General features: G+C 63.2%; 15 protein-coding genes. 10 read left to right on the forward strand and 5 right to left on the reverse strand.

Annotated elements, in window-relative coordinates; genetic code table 11:
* Window positions 1–102: 102 nt before the first annotated feature.
* Both PMI38_RS11245 and PMI38_RS11250 read right to left on the reverse strand, forming a co-directional pair.
* Complete coding sequence (locus PMI38_RS11245; protein WP_008093871.1) at window positions 103–858, reverse strand: class II aldolase/adducin family protein; 756 nt, start codon at window positions 856–858, stop codon at window positions 103–105.
* A 17-nt stretch (window positions 859–875) separates the two neighbouring features.
* Window positions 876–1,919, reverse strand: coding sequence for an ABC transporter substrate-binding protein (locus PMI38_RS11250; protein WP_008093873.1), 1,044 nt, complete (start codon window positions 1,917–1,919; stop codon window positions 876–878).
* A gap of 171 nt (window positions 1,920–2,090) precedes the next feature.
* Here PMI38_RS11250 and PMI38_RS11255 point away from each other — a divergent pair, with 171 nt between their 5' ends.
* From PMI38_RS11255 to PMI38_RS11280, 6 genes are all read left to right on the forward strand, one after another.
* A complete protein-coding gene (locus tag PMI38_RS11255; RefSeq protein ID WP_008093875.1) occupies window positions 2,091–4,043 on the forward strand; it encodes an oxidoreductase in 1,953 nt (650 codons plus the stop codon).
* Between the two features lie 39 nt (window positions 4,044–4,082).
* The gene (locus tag PMI38_RS11260) at window positions 4,083–4,685 is read left to right on the forward strand and encodes a helix-turn-helix domain-containing protein (RefSeq protein WP_008093876.1); all 603 of its coding nucleotides are present in this window, start codon (window positions 4,083–4,085) and stop codon (window positions 4,683–4,685) included.
* Window positions 4,686–4,781: 96 nt separating this feature from the next.
* A complete protein-coding gene (locus PMI38_RS11265; protein ID WP_008093879.1) occupies window positions 4,782–5,987 on the forward strand; it encodes an NAD(P)/FAD-dependent oxidoreductase in 1,206 nt (401 codons plus the stop codon).
* 108 nt (window positions 5,988–6,095) lie between these two features.
* A complete protein-coding gene (gene yghU / locus PMI38_RS11270) occupies window positions 6,096–6,935 on the forward strand; it encodes a glutathione-dependent disulfide-bond oxidoreductase (RefSeq protein ID WP_008093881.1) in 840 nt (279 codons plus the stop codon).
* A 226-nt stretch (window positions 6,936–7,161) separates the two neighbouring features.
* Window positions 7,162–8,865, forward strand: a complete 1,704-nt coding sequence (locus PMI38_RS11275; RefSeq protein WP_008093883.1) for an amidase — start codon at window positions 7,162–7,164, stop codon at window positions 8,863–8,865.
* A gap of 86 nt (window positions 8,866–8,951) precedes the next feature.
* On the forward strand, window positions 8,952–9,869 hold the full coding sequence (locus PMI38_RS11280; RefSeq protein ID WP_008093885.1) for a pyridoxal-phosphate dependent enzyme: 918 nt from the start codon (window positions 8,952–8,954) through the stop codon (window positions 9,867–9,869).
* A gap of 116 nt (window positions 9,870–9,985) precedes the next feature.
* Here PMI38_RS11280 and PMI38_RS11285 read toward each other — a convergent pair whose 3' ends face one another.
* Window positions 9,986–10,444 carry a metallophosphoesterase family protein gene (locus PMI38_RS11285; RefSeq protein WP_008093887.1) on the reverse strand — a complete coding sequence of 153 codons (459 nt, stop codon included), beginning with the start codon at window positions 10,442–10,444 and terminating at the stop codon, window positions 9,986–9,988.
* A 235-nt stretch (window positions 10,445–10,679) separates the two neighbouring features.
* Between PMI38_RS11285 and PMI38_RS11290 the strand changes: the two genes are divergently transcribed.
* Both PMI38_RS11290 and PMI38_RS11295 read left to right on the forward strand, forming a co-directional pair.
* Window positions 10,680–11,777, forward strand: coding sequence for a carboxynorspermidine decarboxylase (locus tag PMI38_RS11290; RefSeq protein ID WP_008093889.1), 1,098 nt, complete (start codon window positions 10,680–10,682; stop codon window positions 11,775–11,777).
* Between the two features lie 33 nt (window positions 11,778–11,810).
* Window positions 11,811–13,055: a saccharopine dehydrogenase family protein gene (locus tag PMI38_RS11295; protein ID WP_016394970.1), complete on the forward strand. Its 1,245-nt coding sequence runs from the start codon at window positions 11,811–11,813 to the stop codon at window positions 13,053–13,055.
* 85 nt (window positions 13,056–13,140) lie between these two features.
* Here PMI38_RS11295 and PMI38_RS11300 read toward each other — a convergent pair whose 3' ends face one another.
* On the reverse strand, window positions 13,141–14,187 hold the full coding sequence (locus PMI38_RS11300; RefSeq protein ID WP_008093894.1) for a class I SAM-dependent methyltransferase: 1,047 nt from the start codon (window positions 14,185–14,187) through the stop codon (window positions 13,141–13,143).
* A 254-nt stretch (window positions 14,188–14,441) separates the two neighbouring features.
* On the opposite strand from PMI38_RS11300, the gene PMI38_RS27085 reads away from it, so the two are divergent.
* Complete coding sequence (locus PMI38_RS27085; RefSeq protein ID WP_157214866.1) at window positions 14,442–14,990, forward strand: hypothetical protein; 549 nt, start codon at window positions 14,442–14,444, stop codon at window positions 14,988–14,990.
* A 1-nt stretch (window position 14,991) separates the two neighbouring features.
* A complete protein-coding gene (locus PMI38_RS26575; protein ID WP_008093896.1) occupies window positions 14,992–15,189 on the forward strand; it encodes a hypothetical protein in 198 nt (65 codons plus the stop codon).
* 46 nt (window positions 15,190–15,235) lie between these two features.
* Here the strand turns inward: PMI38_RS26575 and mqo are convergent, their stop codons facing one another.
* Complete coding sequence (mqo, locus tag PMI38_RS11310) at window positions 15,236–16,813, reverse strand: malate dehydrogenase (quinone) (RefSeq protein WP_008093897.1); 1,578 nt, start codon at window positions 16,811–16,813, stop codon at window positions 15,236–15,238.
* Window positions 16,814–16,937: the final 124 nt, after the last annotated feature.

Genomic DNA, 16,937 nt, shown 5'->3' on the forward strand with positions numbered 1-16,937 from the left:
GCCGGTGTTCGCGGGACAAGCCCGCCCCCACAGGAATCGCGCCAGCTTTTAGAAACTGAGCAAGACAGTTGCTCCCACAGGTGCTCTACAGGTCTCGATGTTTCAGTCGCGGTAATCCGGCGCCGTCCTGTCCAGCATCCGCAACAATGCCCCCCAGGCCAACTGCACCGCATCCGGGTCCGTCAGCTCCCCCTGCTTCAGTCCCCGCATCGGCTCATTGAACTGCCGCTCGGTATGCGCGCACACCTCGGGCAACGGCAGCACCAACTGGCCGGCGCTTTGCGCCGCCAGCTGGATCTCGCAGGCTTTCTCCAGGTAGTACATGCGCAAGAACGCCTCGGCCACTGTGCGCCCGGTGGTCAACAGGCCGTGGTTGCGCAGGATCATCACCGGCTTGTCGCCAAGGTCCGCCACCAACCGCTGCTGCTCGTCCAGGTCCAGGGCGATGCCTTCATAGGTGTGGTAGGCAACCTTGCCGTAGAACTCCATGGACATCTGGTTGACCGGCAGCAACCCACATTCCAGTGCCGCCACCGCACAACCGGCACGGGTATGGGTGTGCAGCACGCACTGGGCATCCTCGCGAGCGGCGTGAATGGCGCTGTGGATGACGAACCCAGCCGGGTTGACCCGGTGCGGGCTGGCCTCCACCGCCCTGCCCTGCAGGTCGATCTTGACCAGGCTCGACGCGGTGATTTCGTCGAACAGCAGGCCGTACGGGTTGATCAGGAAGTGATGTTCCGGGCCCGGCAGCCGCACCGAGATATGGGTGAAGATCAGGTCCGACATGCGAAAGTGTGCAATCAGCCGGTAACAGGCAGCCAATTGCTGGCGCAACGAGTGTTCAGTGGCAGTCATGGTCGTTCGTCCTTCGTTCATTTGCTGGCCCAGGCATTGAACCGCTGCTCCAGTTCCTCGCCATGGTCGACCCAGAAGTCGACGTTCATCGCCAAGGCGCCCTGCAGGTTCTGCGGCGATGTCGGCACCCAGTTGGCCAGGGCCGGGTCGAGCCTGGCGGCTGCCTGGGTATTGGTCGGCCCATAGGGAATCTGCTCGACATAGCGCACCTGGGTATCCGGCTGGTTAGCGTAGCTGATCAGCCGCTTGGCCTGGTCGACATGTTTCGAGCCCTTGATGATCGCCCAGTAGTCCATGCCATACAGACTGCCCGGCCAGACCAGCGCCAGCGGGCTGCCCTGCTGCGCGGCGACAGCGATGCGGCCGCTGTAGGTCGACGTCATCACCACGTCACCGGCGGTCAGCCACTGGGCCGGTTGCGCGCCGGCATCCCACCACTGGACATAGGGCTTGAGTTCGCTGAGTTTGGCAAAGGCCCGATCGACACCGGCCGGCGTGGAAAGGACCTTGTACACGTCCTCCACCTTGACGCCGTCGGCCAGCAAGGCGAACTCCAGGTTGTACACCGCGCGCTTGCGCAGGCCGCGTTTGCCTGGGAATTTCTTGATATCCCAGAAGTCCGCCCATGAGCTGGGCGCCTCGGCCAGCTTGTTGCGGTCGTAAGCGATCGCCACGCTCCACACCAGCGCCGCCGAGCCGCAATCCTGGGCTGCGTCGGGAATCAGTTCGGCGGCGTGTCCCAGTCGTTGCCAGTCGAGGTGCTCGTAGATGCCCTCCTCGCAGCCGCGGGCCAGGTCCGGCCCCTCGATCTGCACCACATCCCAGTCGACGTTGCCGGTATCGGCCATCACCTGGATGCGCGCCATTTCGCCGTTGTATTCGCTTTGCATCAACTGGCTGCCGTCCTGGGCGCTGAAAGGCTGGAAGATCGCCACATCCTGGGCTTTCTGACCCGCACCGCCATAGCCGACCACGACCATCTGCGGCGCCGCTTGCGCACTGCCAAGGCCGATGGCCAGCAGCGCTGCGCAAAGGCCTGTAACGCGAGGAAATGCCTGCATCGAGTTGCCTCCTGCCGGTGCCCGAAGGGCCCGTTTTCTTGTTGTTGTGAGGTCACGACCCACAGCCGTGGGTGAGAAAAAGCTAGTCGGGCATCAGTAAAAAAACAAGTTGATTTTTTACTGAAGCTACACTTTCATGAGAAAAACAAGAACAACACCGGAGCCGCCCGCATGTCGACCGCCTTTGCCCACCTGTTCGAGCCCTTGCAGATTCGCGGCAAGCGCCTGAAGAACCGCATCATGTCGACCGGCCACGATACGTGCCTGCCCACCGACAACCTGGTCAACGACAAGCTGATCGCCTACCAGAGCGCCCGCGCTGCCGGAGGTGTGGGGCTGATCGTGCTGCAGGTGGCCGGGGTGCATGACAGCGCCCGCTACACCTCCCATGTACTGATGGCCACCGACGATGCCTGCATCGAGGGCTACCGGCAGTTGGCCGAAGCCTGCCATGCCCATGGCACGGTGGTGCTGTCGCAGCTGTTCCACCCAGGCAGGGAGATCATGGAATCCGCCGACGGGCTGCTGGCCGTCGCCTACTCCGCATCAGCGGTGCCCAACGAGCGGTTTCGCGTCATGCCGCGAGCCCTGGACCAGGCGATGATCGACGAGATCGTCCAGGGCTATGCCAACGCTGCCCGCCGCCTGCACCAGGCCGGGCTGGATGGCGTGGAAGTGGTGGCCAGCCATGGCTACCTGCCGGCGCAATTCCTCAACCCGCGGGTCAACCTGCGCAACGACGGTTACAACGGTGGCCTGGAACAACGCCTGCGCTTCCTGCGCGAGGTACTGCACGCGGTGCGCGCGGCCACCGACGAACAGTTCATCGTCGGCCTGCGCATCAGTGCCGACGAGCGCGACAGCGAAGGACTGAGCGAAGATGAATCGCTGGCCGCCGCCGAAGCGCTACAGGGTCAACTCGATTACATGCATATCGTCGCCGGCACCTCGGCGACCCTCGGCGGCGCCGTGCACATCGTGCCGCCGATGGCCATCGCGCCGGCGTACCTGGCCCGCGAGGCCGGCACCTTCAAGCAGCGCCTGGACATTCCGCTGTTCGTCACCGGGCGCATCAATCAGCCGCAGGAAGCGGAGCTGATCCTGGCCCGTGGCCAGGCCGACGTCTGCGGCATGACCCGTGCGCTTATCTGCGACCCGCAGATGCCGAGCAAGACAGAACAGGGGCACGTGGAGGACGTGCGCGCCTGCATCGCCTGCAACCAGGCCTGCATCGGCCACTTTCACCGAGGCTTGCCGATCTCCTGCATTCAGCACCCGGAAACCGGCCGCGAACTGCAGTACGGCACGCTCAAGCCCGCCACCGCACGCAAGCGCATCCTGGTGGCAGGCGGCGGCCCTGCAGGCATGAAAGCCGCCGCCGTGGCCGCCGCGCGCGGGCATGAGGTGACGCTGTACGAGGCCAGCGCGCAGCTCGGCGGCCAGGTACAGCTCGCGCAACTGCTGCCCCGACGCAGCGAGTTCGGCGGAGCCAGCACCAACCTGCAGCGCGAAATGCAGCTGGCAGGTGTACGTGTGGTACGTAATACACGAGTCGACCGCGCCCTGGTCGAACGCGAGCGCCCTGACCTGGTGATCGCCGCCACCGGCGCCACGCCCTACTGGCCATCGTTCGAACGCAGCGGTGAACTGCAGGTGGTGGATGCCTGGCAAGTGCTGCGCAATGAAGTCACGCCAGGCCGTTCGGTGCTGGTGGTGGACTGGCGCAGCGACTGGATCGGCCCCGGTATCGCCGAACGCCTGGTCCGCGAAGGGCATCAGGTGCAGTTGGCGGTCAATGGCACCCACTGTGGTGAAAGCCTGCCGCTGTACGTGCGCGACCAGATGGCCGGGGAACTGCACCGCCTGAGCATCCCGATCACCCCCTATGCCCGCCTGTACGGCTGCGACGACAACACTGTGTACCTGCAGCACACGGCCAGCGGTGAACCGATGATCTTCGACAACATCGATACCCTGGTGCTGTGCCTGGGCCACCAGCCGCAAGACACGCTGGCCGAGGAACTGGCCGGCCTGGTCGAGGTACGGCGCATCGGCGACTGCCTGGCGCCGCGTACCGTCGAAGAAGCGATCCATGATGGCCTGACAGTTGCCTGGTCCGTCTGACGCTGTACATACTGCCGCTTTCCCGATGGACCGAAGCGCATGAGCCAGCTGCCACAGACCCCGCCCGCCGCCGAAGATGGCGGCGCCGCCCCCCAGTTTCTCGGCACCCGTATCCGCGGCCTGCGCAAGCGCCGCGGCATGACCCTGGCGGAGCTGGCGGCGCAGAGCGAGCTGACGGCGGGCTACATCAGCCAGCTCGAACGCAACCTGTCGTACCCGTCGATCCCGGCGCTGTTCAACATCGCCCGCAGCCTGGGCGTGACCATCCAGTGGTTCTTCGCCAGCGAAGCCAGCACCGCCCCCGAAGACCAGGGCTACGTGGTGCGGCGCAACAGCCGGCTGAGCGTGCATTACGAAGACGGCATCGTCGACCAGTTGCTCACGCCCCAGCCCAACCGCCAGCTGGAGATCCTGCATTCACGCTTCCCGCCAGGCACCTACAGCCAGCAGAGCTACAGCCACGAAGGCGAAGAGGCCGGCTACATCCTCTCGGGCTGTTTCGAGCTGTGGGTGGGCGAACGGCACTTCCAGCTGGGCGAAGGTGACAGCTTCAGTTTTCCCAGCCAGGAACCGCACCGCTACGGCAATCCGGGGGAGGTGGATGCCGTGGTGATCTGGGTGATCACCCCGCCGACGTTCTGAGGTGTAGCGCTCAGGGTCGCGCGTTTCGTCGCCCGCCACATCGTTGGCCGTGAACAAGGACTACCTTGTTTAACCGGACTCTCCAGGAGCACAACGATGAACAATATCCTGATCATTGGCGCCGGCTTCGCAGGCCTGTGGAGCGCCCTCAGCGCGGTCCGCCAACTGGACCTGCACGGGCGCACGGATGTCGAGGTCACGCTGCTCGCGCCGAAGGCCGAACTGCACGTGCGCCCACGCTTCTACGAACCTGAAGTACACACCATGGCCGCCCCGTTGCATGAGCTGTTCGAGGCGGTGAACGTGCGATTCGTGCAAGGCACGGCGTTCCACATCGACGAATCCGCCAGGCAGGTGCGCTACCGCACCCAAAGCGGCACCGAGTGTAGCCTGGGCTATGACCGCCTGATCATGGCCTGTGGCAGCGTGCTCAACCGGCCGGACATGGTCGGTATCGAGCACGTCTTCGATGTCGACAAGATCGACAGCGCCGCACGCCTTGAAGCCCACCTCAAGTCGCTGGCCAACCTCCCCGACACACCCCAGCGCAACACCGTGGTAGTGGCGGGCGGCGGTTTCACCGGCATCGAGACCGCAACCGAACTGCCGGCGCGCTTGCGCGACATCCTCGGCGAGCAGGCACGGCTACGTGTGGTGGTGGTCGACCGCGGCGCGAAAATCGGTGCTGCGCTGGGTGACGGTATTCGACCGGCCATCGAGCAGGCATCCGAGGCGCTGGGCATCGAATGGATCTGCGGCGCCACCGTGGCCTCGGTGGACCGCGACGGTGTGCTGCTGGACAACGGCCAGCGCATCGCGGCGAGCACGGTGGTCTGGACCGTGGGCTTCAAGGCCAACCCGCTGACCGAACAGATCAGCGGCGAACGCGACCGCCAGGGCCGCTTGCATGTGGATGGCAACCTCAAGGTCATAGGCAGCGATGCGGTGTATGCGGCGGGTGATGTGGCCTATGCGGCGTGCGATGAGGTGGGCAACTACGCGGTGATGTCCTGCCAGCATGCCATTCCGCTGGGCCGGTATGCGGGGAACAATGCCGTGGCCGAGCTGATCGGCGTGGCGCCGATGACTTATAGCCAGCCCAAGTACGTGACCTGCCTTGATCTGGGTGCCTGGGGTGCGGTGTACACCGAGGGCTGGGACCGCCAGGTGTCGCCACCGACCGACAAGGCCGAGGCCAAGGTGCTGAAGTCGCAGATCAATACGGTCTGGATCTATCCGCCAGCGGCCAACGACCGCGCGGCGGCACTGGCCGCTGCGGATCCGACCATTCCGGTGGCCTGAGTCGTGCTCCCACAGGGATCGCGTGAGTGCCCACAATGCATTTGCGAATTGCGCCGAACCCGTGGCATAGATGCAGTGACAGCATCACGCCATTCAAGGAGTTCGTGCATGAGCAAGCCCCCCTATGTCCCGCCTGCGGTCTGGCGCAACGACGCAGCGTCCGGCGGCCAGTTCGCCAACATCAACCGCCCAGTCGCCGGCCCAACCCATGACAAGGACCTGCCGGTAGGCAAGCACCCCTTGCAGCTGTACTCCCTGGCCACGCCCAATGGCGTCAAGGTGACCATTCTGCTCGAAGAGCTGCTCGCCCTTGGCCACGCCGGCGCCGAGTACGATGCCTGGCTGATCCGCATAGGTGAAGGCGACCAGTTCTCCAGCGGCTTCGTCCAGGTCAACCCCAACTCCAAGATCCCCGCCCTGCTCGACCGCAGCGTCGAGCCGCCGGTACGGGTGTTCGAGTCGGGTTCGATCCTGCTGTACCTGGCCGAGAAATTCGGCGCATTCCTGCCCAAGGCACCCGCCGCGCGAACCGAATGCCTGAACTGGCTGTTCTGGCAGATGGGTGCGGCGCCTTACCTGGGTGGCGGCTTCGGCCACTTCTATGTGTATGCGCCGGAGAAATTCGAATACGCCATCAACCGCTTCACCATGGAAGCCAAGCGCCAGCTCGATGTACTCGAGCGCCGCCTGGCCGAAAGCCGCTACCTGGGTGGCGACGAATACAGCATTGCCGATATTGCCGTGTGGTCGTGGTACGGCCAGCTGGTGCGCGGCAACCTGTATGACGCGGCGCAGTTCCTGGCCGTGCACGAGTACCCGCAGGTGCAGCGTTGGGCTGAAGAAATTGCCCAGCGACCAGCGGTGCAACGGGGCACACGGGTCAACCGCACCTGGGGCGATGAAGCCAACCAGGTGCCTGAACGGCATTCGTCGGCGGACCTGGACTGAGTGTATCGGGGCCGCTTTGCGGCCCATTCGCGGGACAAGCCCGCTCCCACAGAGAGAACGATAAGCCTGAGCGCTGGGATGATCCTGTGGGAGCGGGCTTGTCCCGCGAAAAGGCCAACAATGCCCCTCTGCAAAAAACCATTTCTGCCGCGCAAACCTCCCTCCCCAGCGGCCTTCTTGTACACTCCTCGCAAAAGCCCCCACCTGCACAATTTTTGGTGAAAGCATGATCGAGGTAACCGAGGTTTCCATTGCCGAGCTGCGCGACGCGCTCGAATCGGGCCGCACGACGGCGGTCGAGCTGGTCAAGGCCTACCTGGCGCGTATCGACGCCTACGATGGAGCCAATACCGCTACCGCACTGAACGCCGTGGTGGTGCGCAACCCAGAAGCACTCAAGGAGGCCGAGGCTTCCGACGCCCGCCGCGCCAAGGGCCAGCCCTTGAGCCCGCTCGATGGCATCCCCTACACCGCCAAGGACAGCTATCTGGTCAAAGGCCTGACCGCCGCCTCCGGCAGCCCGGCCTTCAAGGACCTGGTGGCGCAGCGCGACGCCTTCACCATCGAGCGCCTGCGCGCCGCCGGTGCGGTGTGCCTGGGCAAGACCAACATGCCGCCCATGGCCAACGGCGGCATGCAGCGTGGCGTCTATGGCCGCGCCGAAAGCCCGTATAACGCCAACTACCTGACCGCGCCGTTCGCCTCTGGCTCGTCCAACGGTGCCGGTACCGCCACCGCCGCCAGCTTCAGCGCCTTCGGCCTGGCCGAGGAAACCTGGTCCAGCGGCCGTGGCCCTGCCTCGAACAACGGCCTGTGCGCCTACACCCCATCGCGCGGCGTGATCTCGGTACGCGGCAACTGGCCGCTGACCCCGACCATGGACGTGGTGGTGCCATATGCCCGTACCATGGCCGACCTGCTGGAAATCCTCGACGTGGTGGTGGCCGACGACGCCGACAAGCGTGGCGACCTGTGGCGCCTGCAGCCTTGGGTGCCGATCCCGGCCGCATCCAGCGTGCGCCCAGCGTCCTACCTTGACCTGGCGGTGGACGCCAGCACGCTCAAGGGCAAGCGTTTCGGCGTACCGCGCATGTACATCAATGCCGACCCTGAGGCCGGCACCTCGGAAAAACCCGGCATCGGTGGCCCGACCGGTCAGCGCATCAACACCCGCGCCACCGTCATCGACCTGTGGCAACAGGCGCGTCAGGCCCTGGAAGCGGCCGGCGCCGAGGTAGTCGAAGTGGACTTCCCGCTGGTGTCCAATTGCGAAGGCGACCGCCCTGGCGCACCGACCGTGTACAACCGCGGCATCGTCAGCAAGGAATTCCTCCATGACGAACTGTGGGAACTGTCGGGCTGGGCGTTCGACGATTTCCTGCGTGCCAACAACGACCCCAAGCTCAACCGCCTGGCCGATGTCGATGGCCCGCTGATCTTCCCCCACGACCCAGGCACCCTGCCCAACCGTGAGGACGACCTGGCCGCCGGCATGGACGAGTACGTCAACATGGCCAAGCGCGGCCTGAAGACCTGGGACCAGATCGAGACCCTGCCGGATGGCCTGCGCGGTCTGGAAAAGACCCGCAAGATCGACCTGGAAGACTGGATGGACAACCTGGGCCTGGACGCGGTGCTGTTCCCGACCGTGGCCGACGTAGGCCCGGCCGATGCCGACGTCAACCCCGCGTCGGCGGACATCGCCTGGAGCAACGGCATCTGGGTAGCCAACGGCAACCTCGCCATTCGCCACCTGGGTGTGCCGACCGTCACCGTGCCAATGGGCGTGATGGCCGATATCGGCATGCCGGTAGGCCTGACCTTTGCGGGCCGGTCCTACAGCGACAACAACCTGTTGAGCTTCGCTGCCGCGTTCGAATCGACCGGCTCTCGTCGCATGATCCCGCCGCGTACGCCCGCCCTGGGCTGACCGACTTGTCCCCAACGCCGGCTTGCCGGCGCTGGGGACAGCTGGTATGACATCCTTCTTTTTGTATTAGAAATCAGAAGGCTGCCATGTCCCTGCACATCCACACCCCCCTGATCGAATCCCGCTCTATGACGCTGGCCGCTGGCCCTACGGTCTGGCTCAAGCTCGATGCCCTGCAGCCCTGCGGCTCGTTCAAGCTGCGTGGCGTGGGCCATGCCTGCGAAGTCCACCATGCCCGTGGCGCGCGACATTTCGTTTCCTCCTCCGGTGGCAATGCCGGCCTGGCAGTGGCCTATGCCGGTCGCAAGCTGGGCGTGCCGGTGACGGTGGTGGTGCCTGAAACCACCAGCGACCGCGCCAAGGAACTACTGCGCCTGGAAGACGCCAAGGTGGTGGTGCATGGCAGCTCCTGGCAGGAGGCCAATGAACTGGCACAGACCCTGGTCGGGGCCGATGATGCCTTCATCCACCCTTTCGACGACCCGCTGCTGTGGACCGGGCATGCCAGCCTGGTTGACGAGGTCGCTGCCGCCGGGATCAAACCCGACGCCGTGGTGCTGTCGGTCGGCGGCGGCGGCCTGCTCAGTGGCGTGGTCGAAGGGCTCAAGCGCAACGGCTGGGATGACGTACCGGTGTTGGCGGTGGAAACCGAAGGTGCGGCTTCGCTGCACGCTGCGGTGCAGGCCGGCCATTCGGTGGAGCTGGAGCGTATCGCGTCGGTGGCGACCTCGCTGGGCGCCAAGCGTGTTGCCGATCAGGCCCTGGTGTGCGTGCGCGAACATCCGGTGCAGAGCGTTCTGGTCACCGATCGCGCGGCACTGGAGGCGTGCGAGCGGTTCCTGAGCGATCATCGGGTACTGGTGGAGCCGGCCTGTGGGGCGGCGTTGGCGCTGGCTTACGCGCCTGGGAAGTTGGCCGGTTACCAGAATGTACTGGTCGTGGTGTGTGGCGGTGCTACGGCAACGCTTGGGCAGATTCAGGACTGGTTGAAGCAGGTCGACTAAGGTGGGCTGTTCCGGCCCTTTCGCGGGACAAGCCCGCTCCCACAGGTTTACCACTCTGTTCAAAGGCAACGCGGTACCTGTGGGAGCGGGCTTGTCCCGCGAAAGGGCCGGAACACTCACCGCAAAAGTGGAATGATCAGCGGCACCAGTTTCTCCCCTTGGATTTCAATCACCGCCACCGTCACCGGCAACTTGAACCGCCGCGGCCCGGCACTCCCGGGATTCAGGAACAACCGCCCTTCCCGCCAGTCCATCAGCGGCTTGTGCGAATGCCCGGTGATCACGACCCGCACCCCCTCATCCAACGCCCCCGGCACATCGGCAATGTCGTGGACCAGCAGAACCTGCCAGCCCCCCATCTCAAAGCGCTGCTGATCGGCGATCTGCGCCGCCCAAGGCAATTTCAGGTCGTTGTTGCCACGCACGACCTGCAGCGGCGCCAAGGCCCCAAGCACCTCGATGACCTCGGGTTTGCCGATATCGCCGGCGTGCACGATCAGGTCGCAACCCACCAGCACATCGACCGCTTCGGGGCGCAACAGGCCGTGGGTGTCGGATATGACGCCAACCCTCATGCTCAACTCCTGTACGGATAAGTTCGATCACGGCTGTTCATCAGATTCTTCTCCATCTGCACAGCCGGTGATTAGGATGTTCACACAGGCCTGTTCAAATAACCCCGTCGCCATCGGAAAAACCCGCCCCAACAGTCACGACCGCGACGAAATGCTGATCTCACTCTTTCGATATGCAGCAAGTGAAGGCACAATGCGTGTCCTTTTTTTGGCCGGCCTGGCCGGGGGCCTTTAAATGATCAAGACGCCGTACTACCTCATCGATAAAACCAAGCTGCTGGGCAACATGGAGAAGATCGCCTACGTGCGCGAACACTCCGGTGCCAAGGCACTGCTCGCCCTCAAGTGCTTCGCCACCTGGTCGGTCTTCGACCTGATGCAGCAGTACATGGACGGCACCACCTCTTCCTCGCTTTACGAGCTCAAGCTCGGCCGCCAGAAGTTCGCCGGCGAAACCCACGCCTACAGCGTGGCCTGGGCCGACGACGAGGTCGAGGAAATGCTCGAGAACTGCGACAAGATCATCTTCAACTCGATCGGCCAGCTGCAGCGCTTCGCCGAACAGTCCGAAGGCAAGGTCCGTGGCCTGCGCGTCAACCCGCAGGTGAGCAGCTCCGACTACCTGCTGGCCGACCCGGCCCGGCCGTTCAGCCGCCTGGGCGAGTGGGACCCGGAAAAGATCGAGAAGGTCATCGAGCTAATCTCCGGCTTCATGTTCCACAACAACTGCGAGAACGGTGACTTCGGCCTGTTCGACAAGATGCTCTCGCACATCGAAGAGCGCTTCGGCCACCTGCTGCACAAGGTCGAGTGGGTGAGCCTCGGTGGCGGCATCCACTTCACCGGCGAAGACTACGCAGTCGACGCGTTCTGCGCGCGCCTGAAAGCCTTCTCGGAAAAATACGGCGTGCAGGTCTACCTGGAGCCGGGCGAAGCGGCCATCACCAACAGCGCCTCGCTGGAAGTGACCGTGCTCGACACCCTGTACAACGGCAAGCACCTGGCCGTGGTCGACAGCTCGATCGAAGCGCACCTCCTGGATCTGCTGATCTACCGTCTCAATGCCAAGATGGCACCCAACGATGGCGAGCACACCTACATGGTCTGCGGCAAGTCGTGCCTGGCCGGTGACATCTTCGGCGAGTACCAATTCGATCGTCCGCTGGCCATCGGCGACCGCCTGTCGTTCGTCGACACCGCGGGTTACACCATGGTCAAGAAAAACTGGTTCAACGGTTTGAAGATGCCGTCCATCGCGGTCAAGCAACTCGACGGCAGCGTCGAAGTGGTGCGCGAGTTTGGTTTCGAAGACTACGTTTCCAGCCTGTCGTAAAGACCGGCACTCAAGTAAGGAGCAAAAGGTAAATTGAAGAAGAACGTTCTTATCATTGGTGCAGGAGGTGTCGCCAAGGTGGTGGCCCACAAGTGCGCGCAGCATAACGACGAACTGGGTCGTATCGCTATCGCGTCACGGAACATCTCCAAATGCCAGGCCATCATCGACAGCGTCAAGGCCAAGGGTAGCCTCAAGGTTCCCGCCGACATCCAGGCCTTCTCGCTCAACGCCCTCGATGTCGAGGCGACCAAGGCACTGATCCGCGAGACCGAATCGCAGATCGTGATCAACGTCGGTTCCGCGTTCCTCAACATGTCGGTGCTGCGTGCCTGCATCGATACCGGTGTCGCCTACCTGGACACCGCCATCCACGAAGAGCCGGGCAAGATCTGCGAGACCCCGCCGTGGTACGGCAACTACGAGTGGAAACACCTCGAAGAGTGCCAACAAAAGAACATTACCGCCATTCTCGGCGTCGGTTTCGACCCGGGTGTGGTGAACAGCTACGCAAAACTTGCGCAGCAACAGTACTTCGACAGCATTGATTCGATCGACATTCTCGACGTCAATGCCGGTTCCCATGGCAAGTACTTCGCCACCAACTTCGACCCGGAAATCAACTTCCGCGAGTTCACCGGGCAAGTATGGAGCTGGCAGAACAGCCAGTGGACCAGCAACACCATGTTCGAAGTCAAGCGTACCGACGACCTGCCGGTGGTTGGCTCGCAGAACCTGTACCTGACCGGTCACGACGAGGTCCACTCGATCTCGAAGAACCTGAACGTGCCGAACGTGCGCTTCTGGATGAGCTTCGGCGAGCACTACATCAATGTGTTCACCGTGCTGAAGAACCTTGGCCTGCTCTCCGAGCAGCCGGTCAAGACCGCCGAAGGCCTGGAAGTGGTACCGCTGAAAGTGGTCAAGGCCGTGCTGCCCGACCCGGCCTCCCTGGCCCCGGGCTACACCGGCAAGACCTGCATCGGTGACCTGGTCAAGGGCACCAAGGACGGCCAGCCGCGCGAAGTGTTCATCTACAACGTGGCTGACCACGAGGAAGCCTACGCCGAGACCGACAGCCAGGGTATCTCCTACACCGCCGGTGTACCGCCAGTGGCTGCGGCCCTGCTGGTCGCCCGTGGCGAGTGGGATGCCAAGCGCATGGTCAACGTCGAGGAGCTGCCGGCCGAGCCGTTCCTCAAGGCGTTGGACGTCATGGGCCTGCCGACCCGCGTGAAAGATGAGAAAGGCGATCGTCCTTGGGACGCTGAAGCCTAAGCAAGACTGAAAGGGGCGCCAACCAGGCGCCCCTTTCTTGTCTGCCCCGGCCTCATCGCCGGCAAGCCGGCGATGGGGCCGCTAGCTACTTCCTGGCCTCCAGAATCAGATTGAACGGCGTCTGCGTCGCCCGCCGGAACCTTGTGAACCCTGCCTCCTCGAACACCGCCCGCAACCGCGCCTCCCCCGCCTGCGCCCCCAACCCCAGCCCCACTTCCTGGGATAGCGAATTCGGCGTGCAAATGAACGTCGACGCCGCATAGAACAACCGCCCCACCGGCGTCAGGTTGCCATCCAGCGAATCCTCGGCATAGGGCTCCACCAGCATCACCGTACCGTCGGCCTTCAGCGCCCGGTAGGCATGCCGCGCCGCACCGACCGGGTCGCCCATGTCATGCAGGCAATCGAAGAAGCACACCAGGTCATGATCGTGGCCCGGGTAATCCTTGGCCGAGGCCTGGTGGAAGTTCACGCGCCCTTCCAGCCCTGCCTCGCGCGCACGCTCGCTGGCCGTGGCGATGGAAGGTGCATGGTAGTCATAGCCGGTGAACGTCGATGCCGGAAACGCCTGGGCCATGACCAGGGTCGAGGCGCCATGCCCGCACCCGACATCGGCCACTTTGGCCCCGGCCTGCAACTTGCCCACTACACCGTCGAGCGCGGGCAGCCACTCAGCCACCAGGAAGGTCCGATAGCCCGGCCGGAAGAACCGTTCGGTACCGCTGAACATGCACGGGTGATGGTCGCCCCAGGCCAGCCCGCCGTCACCGCGCATGGCCGCCACCAGCTTGTCCTTGTCGTGGAACAGCGCCGCCACCACCGCTGCGCCTCCGGCCATGTAGGCCGGCGAATCCTCCAGGGCAAGCGCCATGGCCTGTTCCTCGGGCAGCACGAATTGCCCTTTGTCATGGGTCATGTACCCGGACGCCGCCTGGGCATTGAGCCACTCGCGCACCAGCCGCGGGTGGCAACCGGTCTTGGCCGCCAGCGCTTCGGGTGTGGTCGGCTGACTGTCGGCCATGGCCCGATAAAGCCCCAGTTCGTCACCGAGAATGACATTGGCCAAGGTCGCCGCCGCGCCCATGTCGCCCACCAGCTTGCCCATGAAATCCTGAAGCCTTGCCTCGTCCATGACCTGCCCTCCTCTGCAAGAAGGCCACCGTCGACGAGGGAAGTCCGGCCCGGGGGGCGGTGGTCGGAAAATGGTATGGACACGCTGCGATGAAACCAGCAGCGGGCTGCTTGTAAGTTTAGATGTCCTGATCGCGTCCAATGAAGATTTGGACTACATGCCAACTCGAACACCGGAAGCTGTTTCTTAGCCCATTCTGATGGGTTTGGGCCATACCATCATCGACCTAACCGGTAGATGTCGAAATACCCACTATGGACGAACAACAACGGGCGGTGCTTCTCGGCTTCAAGCATGCTGCCCGGCGGCAAGTAGCCTTGGAAACACAACACATGAACCCACTACTTGCTAACGGAGTCAGGGTCGAGGAAATCGACTACAGGGCTATCGAAGCACATGAAGATTGGCATCCCAATCCGCACGACTTCGGTTGGAGCCGAGTACTGAAATGGAAAGCGCGACATGCCCATGCTCATGCAATCGATATTTCCATCTGGTTCGGCGACCGCCTGGCCGGCCTGTGCTGGGCCTCACCCCAAGGCAGCAAGGAGAAGATCATGGTCTTGTACCTTCAGCGAGATCCGGACAACAGCTTGGCAACACGAGGGTATATCGCCCCTATGTGCATGAGTGGTGTTCGGTACTATGCACTGCTTCTAGGCTTCAGATGGATCGTCGTCAAAGATCCCCTTCCTGAAGCCCGAGCTGCCTATCAGATGGATGGTTTCCGGCAGGTGAGAGGTATAGGCCTTGCCTACGATCTGTCCCCTATCTATGCTTCTCTCAATCATGAGGAGCTTTGAAATGGTACGTAAAACCGGCGATTTCAACGCAAATGTTGCTCATTACAAGGCAACTGCAGACGCAAAACTTGCACGTTTGATTGAATCCGCTGATTACCACAGTTTCATCACCAAAGAGGCCGTCGAAGCATTCGCCAAGGTCGAAGGCTCTGCATATGCGGGGCGCCCGTTAAAATCTGCAAAGCCTTCTGACACTTGAATTTTGCGCCTGCAAGACCCCATGGGCTGCTTCGGCAGCCCATTTTTTATTGCGCTGCCTCTACAGTTGGCGGGCTCAGCTGCAGTACCTCATTGGTATAGGCCCACTCCTTCTGTACCTGGTCGGGATGATCGTTCAGGCGGATGCCATAGGAGGGAATGATCTGCTTGATCTTCGCCTGCCAATCCGCTGAGGCCATCTTGTCCTTGAACACCTTGCCCATCAGGTCGAGCATGATCGGCGGCGCGGTGGAGGCGCCTGGCGAAGCGCCGAGCAGGCCGGCGATGCTGCCATCCTTCGACGTGACCACTTCGGTACCGAGCTTGAGCACACCGCCCATGTTCGGGTCTTTCTTGATGATCTGCACGCGCTGCCCCGCCTGCCACAAGCGCCAGTCCTGCTGCTTGGCTTCCGGGAAATAGGTGCGCAGCGCCTCGAAGCGGTCATCGTCGGACTGCAGCACCTGGCCAACCAGGTACTGCACCAGGTCGAACTCGCGCACGCCCACCCGCACCATGGGCCAGGTGTTGTGCACATTCACGCTGGCGAGCAGGTCGAGCAGCGAGCCCTGCTTGAGGAACTTGGTCGAGAACGTGGCAAACGGCCCGAACAGGATCATCCGCTTGCCATCGAGCACCCGGGTGTCCAGGTGCGGCACCGACATCGGCGGTGCGCCGGTGGCGGCAATCCCGTAGGCCTTGGCCATGTGCCGCTGGGCGATGGCCGGATTGTCGGTCACCAGGAACGAGCCACCCACGGGGAAGCCGGCGTAGTCCTTGGCTTCATCGATGCCGGACTTCTGCAGCAGCGGCAACGCCGCGCCGCCGGCACCGATGAACAGGAACTTGGCATCGGTGGCGGCCTGGTTGCCGTCCTTGAGGTTCTTGTACTCGACATGCCAGGAGCCATCCTCATTGCGGGTGATCGCTTCGACTTCGCTGGAAAGCTTCAGGTCGAAATTCGGCCGCGTTTGCAGGTAGGCGACATATTGCCGGGTGATCTCGCCAAAATTGACGTCGGTGCCGATGGGCGTCCAGGTCACCGCCAGTTTCTGCTGAGGGTCGCGCCCTTCCATCATCAGCGGTACCCACTTGCGAATCTGCTCATGGTCTTCGGAGTACTGCATGGGCTTGAACAGCGGGCTGGCCTGCAGCGCTTCGTAGCGTTTCTTGAGGAAGCGGATATTGTCGTCACCCCAGACGAAACTCATGTGCGGGGTGGTGTTGATGAAGGAGTGCGGGTTCTTCAGCACGCCTTGCTTGACTTGCCAGGCGAGAAACTGCCGGGTGATCTGGAACGACTCGTTGATCTCCACCGCCTTGGTGATATCGACCTTGCCGTCTTTTTCCGGTGTGTAGTTGAGTTCCGCCAGGGCGGAATGGCCGGTGCCGGCGTTGTTCCAGCCGTTGGAGCTTTCTTCGGCCACCTTGTCCAGCCGCTCGACCATCTGCATCGACCAGCCCGGCTCGAGCTCGTTGAGCCAGACCGCCAAGGTCGAGCTCATGATCCCGCCGCCCACCAGCATCACATCGACCTTTCGGCTCTCGGCGGCCTGGACGTTGAGCATGCCCCAGGCCAACGTCATGCCGGCCAGCAACAGCTTCGATTTGAGCGTGATGTTCATGATTACTCCCGCGCGCTAGCTGTCGGTAAAGTGCAGAACAAGCTTAGCTGACGGATTTGTCGGGTATAACCGGCTTCCACTCGGCACTCGCTGCATCCGGCACCGTGCATATTTTTCACATCCA

The organism is Pseudomonas sp. GM84 (assembly GCF_000282535.1).
In the GTDB taxonomy this organism is placed as follows: Bacteria; Pseudomonadota; Gammaproteobacteria; order Pseudomonadales; family Pseudomonadaceae; genus Aquipseudomonas.